Annotated in this window: 13 protein-coding genes and 1 riboswitch; of the genes, 7 read left to right on the top strand and 6 right to left on the bottom strand. The window is 70.5% G+C overall.

All coding sequences use genetic code 11. The features are described 5' to 3' along the window. Nucleotides 1-39 precede the first annotated feature (39 nt). Both dnaE and ACQEV1_RS07960 read left to right on the top strand, forming a co-directional pair. On the top strand, nucleotides 40-3594 hold the full coding sequence (dnaE, locus tag ACQEV1_RS07965; protein ID WP_433392672.1) for a DNA polymerase III subunit alpha: 3555 nt from the start codon (nucleotides 40-42) through the stop codon (nucleotides 3592-3594). Then, a complete protein-coding gene (locus ACQEV1_RS07960; protein WP_433392670.1) occupies nucleotides 3591-3893 on the top strand; it encodes a DUF6300 family protein in 303 nt (100 codons plus the stop codon). The genes dnaE and ACQEV1_RS07960 overlap by 4 nt, the downstream gene beginning before the upstream one ends. A gap of 28 nt (nucleotides 3894-3921) precedes the next feature. Here ACQEV1_RS07960 and ACQEV1_RS07955 read toward each other — a convergent pair whose 3' ends face one another. Continuing rightward, nucleotides 3922-4011 carry a hypothetical protein gene (locus tag ACQEV1_RS07955; protein ID WP_432705568.1) on the bottom strand — a complete coding sequence of 30 codons (90 nt, stop codon included), beginning with the start codon at nucleotides 4009-4011 and terminating at the stop codon, nucleotides 3922-3924. A gap of 82 nt (nucleotides 4012-4093) precedes the next feature. Here ACQEV1_RS07955 and ACQEV1_RS07950 point away from each other — a divergent pair, with 82 nt between their 5' ends. The 4 genes from ACQEV1_RS07950 to ACQEV1_RS07935 are packed head-to-tail and all read left to right on the top strand — an operon-like array spanning nucleotide 4094 to nucleotide 6213. Beyond that, nucleotides 4094-4537 (top strand): hypothetical protein, encoded by a 444-nt coding sequence (locus ACQEV1_RS07950; protein WP_433392668.1) that lies wholly within the window; start codon nucleotides 4094-4096, stop codon nucleotides 4535-4537. 39 nt (nucleotides 4538-4576) lie between these two features. Further along, nucleotides 4577-5077 (top strand): GNAT family N-acetyltransferase, encoded by a 501-nt coding sequence (locus ACQEV1_RS07945; protein ID WP_285621638.1) that lies wholly within the window; start codon nucleotides 4577-4579, stop codon nucleotides 5075-5077. A 40-nt stretch (nucleotides 5078-5117) separates the two neighbouring features. Next, nucleotides 5118-5597, top strand: a complete 480-nt coding sequence (locus tag ACQEV1_RS07940) for a pyridoxamine 5'-phosphate oxidase family protein (protein ID WP_433392665.1) — start codon at nucleotides 5118-5120, stop codon at nucleotides 5595-5597. A 58-nt stretch (nucleotides 5598-5655) separates the two neighbouring features. Beyond that, a complete protein-coding gene (locus ACQEV1_RS07935; RefSeq protein ID WP_433405855.1) occupies nucleotides 5656-6213 on the top strand; it encodes a hypothetical protein in 558 nt (185 codons plus the stop codon). Between the two features lie 84 nt (nucleotides 6214-6297). Here the strand turns inward: ACQEV1_RS07935 and ACQEV1_RS07930 are convergent, their stop codons facing one another. From ACQEV1_RS07930 to ACQEV1_RS07910, 5 genes are all read right to left on the bottom strand, one after another. Beyond that, the gene (locus ACQEV1_RS07930) at nucleotides 6298-7299 is read right to left on the bottom strand and encodes a hypothetical protein (protein WP_433392663.1); all 1002 of its coding nucleotides are present in this window, start codon (nucleotides 7297-7299) and stop codon (nucleotides 6298-6300) included. A 146-nt stretch (nucleotides 7300-7445) separates the two neighbouring features. Continuing rightward, nucleotides 7446-8303 (bottom strand): NAD(P)H-binding protein, encoded by an 858-nt coding sequence (locus ACQEV1_RS07925; RefSeq protein ID WP_433392661.1) that lies wholly within the window; start codon nucleotides 8301-8303, stop codon nucleotides 7446-7448. A 98-nt stretch (nucleotides 8304-8401) separates the two neighbouring features. Further along, complete coding sequence (locus ACQEV1_RS07920; protein WP_433392659.1) at nucleotides 8402-9001, bottom strand: TetR/AcrR family transcriptional regulator; 600 nt, start codon at nucleotides 8999-9001, stop codon at nucleotides 8402-8404. An 87-nt stretch (nucleotides 9002-9088) separates the two neighbouring features. Further along, a complete protein-coding gene (locus ACQEV1_RS07915) occupies nucleotides 9089-9403 on the bottom strand; it encodes a DMT family transporter (protein WP_433392657.1) in 315 nt (104 codons plus the stop codon). 12 nt (nucleotides 9404-9415) lie between these two features. Continuing rightward, nucleotides 9416-9479: riboswitch (guanidine-III (ykkC-III) riboswitch) on the bottom strand. A gap of 41 nt (nucleotides 9480-9520) precedes the next feature. After that, complete coding sequence (locus tag ACQEV1_RS07910) at nucleotides 9521-10405, bottom strand: SGNH/GDSL hydrolase family protein (RefSeq protein WP_433392655.1); 885 nt, start codon at nucleotides 10403-10405, stop codon at nucleotides 9521-9523. Nucleotides 10406-10503: 98 nt separating this feature from the next. Between ACQEV1_RS07910 and ACQEV1_RS07905 the strand changes: the two genes are divergently transcribed. Further along, complete coding sequence (locus tag ACQEV1_RS07905) at nucleotides 10504-11730, top strand: PucR family transcriptional regulator (protein ID WP_285621657.1); 1227 nt, start codon at nucleotides 10504-10506, stop codon at nucleotides 11728-11730. Nucleotides 11731-11743: the final 13 nt, after the last annotated feature.

Below are 11743 nucleotides of genomic sequence, written 5' to 3'. Positions count from 1 at the left end.
GTTCGCGAGTGAGCCTACAACCAGGGGGCGTGGTCGCCGGTGCGATCCTTCGTGCACCTCCACGTGCACACCGAGTACAGCATGCTCGACGGCGCCGCCAAGGTCGGGCTGTTGATGGACGAGGTGGCGCGGCGGGGAATGCCCGCGGTGGCGATGAGCGACCACGGCAACGTGCACGGCGCGTACGAGTTCCACCGGGCGGCGGGCAAGGCGGGGATCAAGCCGATCATCGGCATCGAGAGCTACGTCGCCCCGGCGTCGCGGTACCACCGCGAGCCGGTGTACTACAGCGACAACCTCGCGCTGCGCCGGTCCGATGACCGGACCGGCGAGGGCGGTGACGTCTCCGGCCGCGGCCTGTACACGCACATGACGATGTGGGCCGCCGACGCCGAGGGCCTGCGGAACCTGTTCCGGCTCCAGTCGCGCGCCTGGCTCGAAGGCCACGTGCAGAAGTACCCGCGGATGGACGACGAACTGCTCGCCGAGCACGGCACGGGGATCATCGCCACGACCGGCTGCCCCTCCGGCGCGGTGCAGACCCGGCTCCGGCTCGGCCAGTACGACGAGGCCGTCGCGACCGCCGCCACGTACCGGGACATCTTCGGCAGGGAGAACTACTTCCTGGAGCTGATGGACCACGGGCTCGCCATCGAACGCCGGGTCCGCGACGACCTGCTCCGCCTCGCGAGAGAGCTGAACCTGCCGCCCCTGGCCACGAACGACTCCCACTACGTGACCGAGAACCAGGCGGAGGCGCACGACGCGCTCCTGTGCATCGGCACCGGCAAGCGGCTCGCCGACCAGAACCGGTTCCGGTTCTCCGGGACCGGCTACTTCATCAAGACCGCCGAGGAGATGCGGGCGCTGTGGGACGCGGAGGTCCCCGGCGCGTGCGACAACACGCTGCTCATCGCCGAGCGCGTCGGCGACTACGGCGAGGTGTTCGCGCACCGGGACCTGATGCCGAAGTTCCCGGTCCCCGAGGGCGAGACCGAGTCGTCGTGGCTGCGGAAGGAGACCTTGGAGGGAGCGCGGCGCCGTTACGCGGGCGAGCCGCCGCGGGAGACCCTGGAGCGCATCGACTACGAGCTGTCCGTGATCGACGACATGGGCTTCCCCGGGTACTTCCTCGTCGTCGCCGACATCTGCCGGTACGCCCGCGCGAACGGCATCGGCCTGGGCCCGGGCCGCGGGTCCGCGACCGGGTCGATGGTCGCCTACTGCACGGGCATCACCGAGCTCGACCCGATCGAGCACAAGCTGATCTTCGAACGCTTCTTGAACCCCGAGCGCATCACGATGCCCGACGTCGACCTGGACTTCGACGACCGCCGGCGCGACGAGATGATCGACTACGTCACCGCGAAGTACGGGGACGACCGGGTGTGCCAGATCGTCACCTTCGGCACGATCAAGGCGAAGGCCGCGGTGAAGGACGCCTGCCGCGTGCTCGGCTACCCGTACGCGCTCGGTGACCGGATCACCAAGGCGTTCCCGGCCGCCGTCGGCGGCAAGGAGATCCCGCTGTCCGCCATCCAGGACGAGAAGCACCCGCGCCACGGCGAGGCCGCCGAGCTGCGGAAGATGTACGAGGAGGAGCCCGACGTCAAACGGGTCGTCGACACCGCCATGGGGGTCGAGGGCCTGACCCGCGGCACCGGCATCCACGCCGCGGGCGTGATCCTGTCGTCCGAACCGCTGCTCGACGTGCTCCCCCTGGTGAAGCCGAAACAGAACGGCCCGGTCATCACCGGGTTCCCCTTCACGCAGGCCGAGGAGATGGGCCTGCTGAAGATGGACTTCCTGGGCCTGCGGAACCTCACCGTCATCGGCGACGCGATCGCGAACGTCAGGGCGAACAAGGGCATCGAGATCGACATCCGTGAGATCCCGCTCGACGATCGGAGGACCTACGAACTGCTGGCGCGCGGCGACACGCTCGGGGTCTTCCAGCTCGACAGCGGCGGGATGCGGGTGCTGCTGCGGCTGATGCGGCCGACGGTGTTCACCGACATCGCCGCGGTCAACGCCCTGTACCGGCCGGGGCCGATGGAGATGAACGCCCACACCAACTACGCGCTCCGCAAGACCGGGAAGCAGAAGGTCGAGCCGATCCACCCCGAGCTGGAGGAGGCCCTCGAACCGATCCTGGGCGACACCTACCACCTGGTGGTCTTCCAGGAGCAGGTCATGGCGATCGCCCAGCAGCTCGCCGGGTACTCCCTGGGCGGCGCCGACATGCTGCGCCGCGCGATGGGCAAGAAGAAGAAAGAGGTCCTGGACGCCGAGTGGGGCAAGTTCTCCGCCGGCATGAGCGAACGCGGCTTCTCCGACGAGGCGGTCAAGGCCGTCTGGGACGTGCTCGTCCCGTTCTCCGGGTACGGCTTCAACAAGTCCCACACCGCCGGGTACGGCGTCGTGTCGTACTGGACGGCCTACCTCAAGGCGAACCATCCCGCCGAGTACCTCGCCGCGCTGCTCACCTCGGTCGGCGACGACAAGGACAAGATGGCCGTCTACCTGTCGGACTGCCGCCGCCTCGGCATCAAGGTGCTGCCGCCGGACGTCAACGAGAGCGTGCTGAACTTCGCCGCGGTCGGGAAGGACATCCGCTTCGGGCTCGGCGCGGTCCGCAACGTCGGCGCGGGCGTCGTCGACGCGATCGTCACGACCCGCCGGGAGAAGGGCGGCTACACGTCCTTCGACGACTTCCTGGCCAAGGTCCCGACGGTCGTGTGCAACAAGCGCGTCATCGAGTCGCTGGCCAAGGCCGGCGCGTTCGACGGCCTCGGCCACCGGCGCAAGGCCCTCGTCATGGTGCACGAGCAGGCCATCGACGCGATCATCGACGTCAAGCGCAACGAGGCCAGCGGCCAGGACTCCCTCTTCGGCGCGTTCGAGGAGACCGGTGACGACTCCGCCGCCGCGTTCTCGGTCGCGATCCCGGACGCGGAATGGGACAAGAGCACTCTCCTGGCCTTCGAACGGGAGATGCTCGGCCTGTACGTCTCGTCCCACCCCCTCGACGGCGCCGAGCACGTCCTGGCGGCTCACCGCGACACCACGATCGCCGAGCTCCTGGCCGCCGGCCGTACGGACGGCCACGTACGGGTGGCCGGGATCGTCTCGGGTCTGCAGCGCAAGGTCACCAAACAGGGCAGCCCGTGGGCGATCGTCACGCTCGAGGACCACGACGCCGCGGTGGAGTGCCTGATCTTCCCCAAGACCCACACCTTGTACGGCGAGGCACTGGCCGAGGACCGTGTGATCTCCGTACGGGGCCGGATCAACGTGCGCGACGAGACGGTGAGCGTCTACGGGGAGGAGATCTCCGTCCTGGACGTCTCCACGGCCGGCGCCGAGCCGCCGGTGGTCATCTCGGTCGAGGAGGCTCGGCTGAACGCGCGGCTCGTCGAGGAGTTCCGGCGCATTCTCGCCACCCATCCGGGCCGGGCGCCGGTCCACATGCGCGTCCACCGGCACGGCGCGAAGAGCGTGCTGGTGGACCTGCCGTTCCAGATCATCCCGGAACCGGCGTTCTACGGCGACGTCAAGGCGCTGCTCGGCGCGGACGCGATCGGCGGGTCATGATCGGAGTGTGCCCGCGCTGTCGCGTCGGCGAAGTCCTCGCGATCCTGCGTCTCCCCCACACCTGGACGAACGCGTCCGGAGGCCGGGTCCGCGGCGTCAGCGACGTGCTTCTGTGCGCCCGCTGCGACGCGGACGATCCCGTCATCCGGCACTTCCCCGCCCGCGGGACCGTACGGCCACCGGACGCCGACCGGCTCGCACGGGACCTGCTCCGCTGGATCGACCAGGCCCGGCCGCCGAAGCCGGACGAGAACGCGCTGAAGACCGAAGCCGAGGCCTGGCACCGCGGCGATCTGTGACCGGTCGCCGTTGGTGGGTCCGTCGCCCTCACGCCTCCGGTGAATCCGCGCAGAGCGCCAGCTGGTCGAACACGACCAGGGCCATGCGCGTGGGGTCGTCCGGCGGATGGACCCGCAACGTTCATAGGGCCGGCCGGTTCATTGGAGAGTGCTACTATCCAAGCTTAGATAGTGGCACTCGCCAATACGAGGAGGACGCGATGCCGACGCTTCGCTGGGCGGTCCCGGACCCGCCCTCGCCGGACACGCAGGTGTACGTCATGGCCTCGCGGTTCGAGGTCCGTTCCCGCAGAGACACCCTGCGGTTCTTCCTGAGGTCGCTGTCCGCGTGGCGCCAGGTGCGGTCGGCGCCGGGAGCCCTGGGCGCGTCCCTCATCGCCCACCCGTCGAAGCGCACGTTCTACACCCTGTCCTGGTGGGTGCACCGCGACGCGCTTTACTCCTACGCGCGTACGGAGCCCCACCGCGGCATCATGACCGCGCTGCGCTCCACCATGAAGACCTCGGCCTTCACCTTCTGGGAGGCGCCGGCGGACCGGCTGCCGATCCCGTGGGAGGAGGCCCACCGCCGCCTCGCCGACCAGACGCGAGCCGACGTCGACCGCCCCATGACCGCGCCGGCAGAGCCCGGTTCCGCCCAGTAGATCCACCGTGTCCCGGTGGCCTACGGGTAGAGTCGCGCGGTGCCTGAACTGGAGCGGCTGCATGCCGGCCATGCCCCGGCGGTCCTGGCCTTCGAGCTGGCGAACCGCGCCTACTTCGCCGCCTCGATCTCTGACCGCGGCGACGAGTTCTACGAGCGGTTCGCCGAGCGGCACAGCGCCTTGCTGGCCGAGCAGCAGGCCGGCATCGGCGCCTTCTACGTGCTCGTCGGCGAGGACGGCACGGTCCTGGGCCGGTTCAACCTGATCTTCACCGAGGACGGCGTCGCCGAACTCGGCTACCGGGTCGCGCAGCACGTCGCCGGCCGCGGTGTGGCGACCGCGACCGTACGGGAGCTGTGCCGGCTGGCGCCGGCGCGGCACGGGCTGCGCACCCTCAGGGCGGCCACCTCCCTCGCCAACACCGCGTCTCAAAGGGTGCTGACCAACGCCGGGTTCGTCCCGGTCGGGCCGGCCGACCCGGCGGAGCTCGGCGGGAAGCCGGGCACCTGGTACCAGCGCGACCTGACAGGCGGCGAGTGACCTTCGCACCCGCCGGACCGGCGCTGGCTACAGTGGCGCGATGCGCGAAACGCCGGAAGAGCTCAACGAGCTTCAAGCCCTGCTCGACGCCTCTCTGTCCCGTTCCACCGCCCACCTCCGCTCGATCATCAACGCCGAACGCACCCTGACCGCGGAGGGGCTCACGCAGGTCCTCACCGGCATGTGCACGCTCGCCCTGTCCACCGTGACGGCGAAGGGCGAGCCACGGATCAGCGGCGCCGACGGGCACTTCCTGCACGGCAGGTGGCACTTCGGCACGGCGCGCAGTGCCGCCAAGGCCCGTCACCTCGCCGCCCGCCCCGCCGCCAGCGTCGCGCACATGCGCGGCGAGGACCTGGGCGTGTTCACACACGGCACGGTGGAGATCCTCTATCCGGAGAACGGCGAGCCGGCCGCGGACTGGCCGGACCTGCTCGCGTACTTCAAGGACTTCTACGCGACGACGCCTTCGACTGGGACGACGACGTCGTCTTCTACCGGCTGCACCCGCGCTGGATGACCGTCTTCGCCCCCGACGGAGCGTCGTCCGAACTGGAACAGAGGGAGAAGTGAAGCCGATGGGCCTCCGGCTGGCCCGCAGCGCCCCCGAGGCGTACCTGTACATGGCGCGGCAGCCTTGCGAGGCCTGCGGGATGACGGGCTTTCAACCGGAACGCTCGGCCTCCGAGATCGTCGACGACACGCTGACCCGCCGGTACGAGGGCGCCTGCGGGCGATGCGGGGCGGTACGCGAGTTCGTGTTCCGCGTACCGGACGAGCCGTTCGCCGCGGTCACGCCCGAGCAGGGCTTCGGCGATTCCCGCCCTTCCGAGCTGCTGGATCCCGGCGAGTGGCTGGAGATGGCCGACGGCGTCCTCGCCCGGATACCGGAGTCGCCGGCGGGCCTCACCGACGCCCAGCGCCGCGCGGCGTACGCCGATCTCGACGCGGGCGCCGCCGCACTGGAGGAGGTGCTGAAGTTCGTTCCCGCCGGTGCCGACGCGGTTTCGCCGTTCGCGTTCTGGACCGAGCGTGGGCGTCGCTTCAGTCTCGACTCCCGCTGGCGTTTCAACGCCGAGGGGCTCCGTGACAGCCTCGCCCAGGTCCGCGCCGCCCAGCGGAGCTTCTCCGACTGACACGAGCGTCGCGGGGCCTGATCGATGACCTGCGATCCGGCCGGCCGCCCGGCGGACGCTGAACCGACACCGCCGGACGGGGCACTACGGCCAGGTCGGAGGCAGGACGCGGGCGATCTCGGCCAGCGCGTCCCAGGCCCGTCCCAGCTCTTCGGCGGTACGCACGGAGGTCCCGTCGACGGTGCCGAACAGCAGCGATCCCTCGATGCCCAGGGTCCGCAGCCCCCGCTGCCGCAGCAGGGTGAGGGTCTCGCGGTTGAGCAGGCCGCCGGCGAACTCCCGGTCGTCGGACTGCGACGTGTAGTCCTGGTGGAGCCCGCCGGCCGAGTCGACGCGTTCGTACCGCAGCCGAGGCAGGTTCGACGGCAGAGTGAGGACACAGCCCGCCGAACGGGAGCCGTCGGGACCGACGCGGGAGCTGACCGCGATGCACGGAAAGCCGCCCAAGTCACCCTCGACGACACTGCCGACGCCGCCGTCGAGGCTCAGGGCACCACGGAACAGCCGGTCGAAGGCGGGCTCGACACGGCGCCGCAGATCGAGTTCCGAGGGATCGACCTGACGCAGTCCACGGCTCGCGGCGAGCCTGGGCAGCAACTCCGTCCATTCCGGCTCGGCGGCGCGCTCCTGCCGAGCGACGTCGGCGACGCGTTCCCGTCCGGCGCGAGTCTGTGCGGCGTGAGCAGGACCGGCCGGCCCCAAAAGGTCGGCGAGGCGTTCCTCCGCGGCGCGAGTCTGCGCGGCGTGAGCGCGGCCGGCCGCCCCGAAGCGGAGACGGAGGCGATCGGCCGCGGCCTCGGTGTCGACCAGGAAGACCAGTGCCCCGGCGCCGAACAGCATCAGGACGCCGCCGACCAGTTCGTTTCTGTGGCCCCTGCCGCGCTGCTGGTCGAGCTGCTCATCCGGCGAGTACGTGGCGGTGTGGCCATCGGAGTACACGACGACGCACTGGTCGTCGGACCCCATGGTGTGACCGTGACAGGTCGCCTCGGCGTCGGAGACCTTGGAGTAGCCCACCAGGAACGTGATCAAACCGCCGAGGAGAAGCACCCCGCCGACGACGCCTTGCTTCACACGCCTGTCCACGGCACCTCGTCAGATCGCGGGCGAGCGGGGACCTTGACCCATTACGTCAGGCTAACTGATCATGAATCTCCGCCCGCCTGATACATCAGTTCGTGACCTTGGGCACCGTGAGCACGGCCCCGATGCCCATTCGACGGACGTCCTACTCAGGCGGTGGCACGGTCGGTGAGCAGGTCGCCGACCGTGCGCGGTTCCCTGTCGAGAAGCTCGGCCAGAAGCGGGCCGGCTTCCGCGAAATGGCCACTCCGCGCGGCCTGGAAGAACGACAGCAGCATGCGGGCCATGGACTCGGGTGTGCCGGCCGCGACCTGGTCCGCGATCCACTGCTCGTCATCCACGACGACTCGCTTGATGTCGCGGCCGGTGAGCTCGGAGGCGATCGCGGCGATGTCGTCGAAGGTGACGGCGCGGCGTGCCGTGAGCGTGATGGGACCGTCGAACGAGCGTCGCCCGGTCAGGACGATCGCGGCGGCCTCGGCCTCGTCGGCGCGGTCCGTCCACGAGACGGCGCCGTCGGCCGGCGCGGCGATGACTCCGGTCTGCCGCCATGGGCCGAGCAGCCAGTTGAGGCTGTGGGCGTAGAAACCGTTGCGCAGCGAGGTCCAGGCGACTCCCGAGTTCGCGAGCAGCGCCTCGGTGGCGGCGTGTTCACGCGCCGGGGCGAAAGGGCTGTCGCCGCGCACATTCTGGTGACTGGTGTACAGGATGCGCTGGGCGCCCGCCGCGACCGCGGCCTCGATCGCCATGCGGTGCAGGCCGGCCCCGTCGCCGCCGGGCTCGTTCTGGGACACGAGCAGCACCTGGTCGGCGCCCTCGAACGACTCACGCAACGCGGCCGGTTCGTCGTAGGAGCCACGCCGCACCCGCACCCCCCGGTCGGCGAGGTGCCGTGCCTTGGCGACGTCGCGCACGCTGACGCCGATTTCGTTCGCGGGAATGCGCTTGAGCAGGTGCTCGACGGTGGCGCCGTTGAGGGCGCCGGTCGCGCCCGTGATGACGATCATGATTGCGTCCTCTGGTGTGTCGACGCCTGACACCGGGCCGTGTGGTGAGGCGCCTGGATTCGGTGGTCGCCGGACCGGATGAGAGGTTCTCGCCCCGATCACCGGCGCCGGAGCAGCGGCAGAAGGATGTCGTCGACGACGTGCTCGACGAAGCTCTGATCGCAGGGCTCACCGACGACGATGAGCCGGTGCACGATGAGCGCCGGGGAGATCTCGGCGAACAGCTCGGCCGCTCGGGGCACGAGGTGTTCGCCGCCCTCGACCCCGCTGCGGAACGGGTGTTCGGTCATCGCCGCCTCGTCACGGCGCAGGATCCGCCGCATCTCCGCCGCGAGATCCGGGTCGCCGCGCATGCCGGCGAACAGGGCACCGAGCAGCCCGACCTCCTGTCCGGCGATCTGCTCTGCCAACCATCGCACCGTTTCCAGCAGGGCCTCACGAAGATCGCTTGTCTTGGTGGCGGGCGGGACGCTCGTCACTCGGTGCTCGACCGCCGCCGCCACCAGTGCGGCCTTGCCGGCGTGGCGCCGGTAGACCGTCGGCTTGCCCACCCCGGCCTCGGCCGCGACCGACTCGATGGACAGTTGGTCGTAGCCGACCTCGACCAAGAGTCGCAGCGTCGCGTCGAGGATCGCTGCGTCACGGGCAGCGTCCCGTGGCCTGCCCCGCGCGGGTACGGCTTCGCGCGCACCGGACAAATCACCCTCCCGATTACGAAACGGAACGGGAACGTAATGGAAGGTACTGCCGCAGCGGGGAATCGGTCAACCTCGGACCGGGCGAGGTCAGTTCGTGACCTTCAGACCGACGACGCAGCCGACGATGCCGGCGAGGAAGAGGAGTTTCAGCGGCGAAACGGCCTCGGCGCCGGTGAGCATTCCGTAGGCCACCGTGAGCACGGCCCCGATGCCCACCCAGACCGCGTAGGAGGTGCCGACGGGCAGGGCGCGCATCGCGTACGCCAGGCCGGCCATGCTCGCCACGAGCGCGACGGCGAAGACGACGACGGGTGCCGGCTTGGTGAAGCCGTGCGAGCGGTCCAGGGCCGTGGCCCACACCGACTCCAGGACGCCGGACAGCACGAGCACGATCCATGACATGGGGTGCCTCCACCAGTGCCGTCTTGTCGCTGGTCGGGTACGGCACCCCTCGTCCGAGAGCACGGTCGGGCTCGCTCGCAGACTACCAAGCGGGCCCGGCCGCGCTCCGACGGCCGGTCAGTCCAGGTGGTCGGCGATGATCCGGGCGTAGTTCGCCTCGCCCCGCTGGTTCGGGTGGAGCGGGGCGGCCGGGTTGACCGGCACGTAACCCTCCACCCACTTCGTCGTGGCCGACTGGCAGGCGTCATGGCCGGCGCTCGGGGTCTCCACGTCGACGTACTCGGCGTTGTGGGCCCTGGCCTGGGTCGCGATGACGCCGTTCAGCCGGTGGACGTTGCCCTGCAGGTAGTCGGCGTCCACCGGCAGCACGGGCTGGAGCGGCCAGCAGCCACCCGGCTTGACGTACAGGCCGTAGCCGGTCACCAGCACCCGCGCCTTCGGGGAACGCTGGTGGATCCCGTCCAGCACGGCGGCGATCCGTGGCCCGGCCGCGTCGACGCGCTGGGCGACCTGGTCCACGCCGCCCTCGGTGTACCGCTCCTTGCAGGGGGTCGCGGCCGGGTCGAGGTTGACGCAGTCCTCGGCGATGCCGACGAGCCCGGCGTCGTTGCCGCCGATCGTCAGGGTCACCAGGGTGGTGTCCGCGCTCAACGCGTCGAACTGCGGCGGCGCGGTGCCGGTGGACACACCGGCGACGCTGAGGGACTGCGACTCGGTCATGTGCTTCGTCTCGGCCCCGCTGCAGGTGACGTCGTGCAGTTCGGCGCCCAGTTGAGCCGCCAGTTCGTGCGCGTAGTTGTGCGTGGAACGCCCGCAGCCCACATTTCCCGTGATGTTCGGAATGAGCGGCCCGGAGGCCATCGAATCGCCCAGCGCGACGTACTTCGGCGTGGCCGCGGAGGCGGGTGGCGCGGCGAGGGCAATGGTCGCGGTCACCGCGGCGGCGGCGCCGAGAGCACCGGTGAGAATGCGACGAACGCCGTGGACGGGGGGCGAGGACATGGCGGCTCCCGGCAGTCATGGAATGCTTTGCGCTCATCATGCAGACTCACAACGGATCCTTTAACTGGTGAGTAAGGCAGACTTCCGCGGGAGCTTTTGTGACGGATCACAATGAGGGAACTCCGCCGCTGCGCATCGCGGGCCGGCCCGTTGCCGGCTACCTGCGGGCCCGTGTTCCGTCCCTGACCCGGCGGGTGGTCGACCGGCTCCGCGCCGACCTTCCGGTCTACGCCGAACTGCCGGCCGAGGAGGTCACCGGCGATATCGCGGATATCGTCCAGCACAATCTGCGGCTGTTCGCCGATGTCCTCGAACGCCGCGCCGAGGCCGACGACCACCGGTTCGCCGTACAGCGCGATTCGGCGGCGCAGCGGGCCGAGGAGGGTGTGCCGCTGGACGCGATCCTCAGCGCCTACCTTCTCGGCGCTGAAATGGGCTGGAATGAGATTTCGGCCGGGGCGGAACCGTCCGATCTGGCCGATCTGCAGGAGACGCTGACGCATTTGCTGGCATTCCAGCGGAGACTGGTGTCCGAGGTCAGCGCGGCATATCTGGAAACGAGCCAGGTGCTGGACGTCCAGCAGCATCGCGACCGGCATTCGCTGATGGCGGCGCTGCTGGCGGGCGACCCGCCGCCCTCGTATCCGGCCGGCGCGCGGCCGTCGCCGCTCTACGTGGTGATGACGCTCGCGCTGGGCCGCCACCCGGACGAGAGCCGCCCGGGGTCCCGCACCAGGGTCGCCGCCCGACGGAAGATCCGCCGGGTGCAGTCGACGTTCGACCGGTTCGCCGGCGAGCCCGCCCTGACCGCGCTGGACGGCTCAGGGGGCACCGCCCTGCTGCCCGTCGGCGTCCCGCCGGCCTGGGAGGACCTGTGCGCGCTGGTCGCCCGCGCCGCGCGGGCGGCCGACGTGCCCGTCACCGCCGCGGCGTCCGTCGTCGAGCCGGGCGCCGTGCCGGCCGCGGTCGCGCAGAACACCGAGATCGTGGAGCTGGTGACGCGGACCGGCCGGACGCCCGGCCTGTACCGGCTCGCCGACGTGTTGCTCGACTACCAGCTCAGCCGGCCGGGCGAGGCGCTGACCGCCCTCGCCTGCCTCCTGCGGCCGCTGGAACCCAAGCCGGAGCTCCTTCAGACGCTGGAGACCTATCTCCAGCAGGACCTCGACCGGCGCCGTACCGCGACCGCACTGCACGTCCACCCCAACACGGTCGACTACCGCATCCGCCGCATCACCCAGCTCATCGGCCTGTCCCCGGCCCGCGCCGCGGACCTGCCCCGCATCAACGCCGCCCTCATCGCACGCCGCTCGATCGACCCCTGACGGCAGGCCGCCG

The organism is Actinoallomurus sp. CA-142502, from assembly GCF_050936355.1.
Lineage (GTDB): Bacteria > Actinomycetota > Actinomycetes > Streptosporangiales > Streptosporangiaceae > Actinoallomurus > Actinoallomurus iriomotensis.
This window is presented reverse-complemented; position numbering and strand designations above follow the sequence as displayed.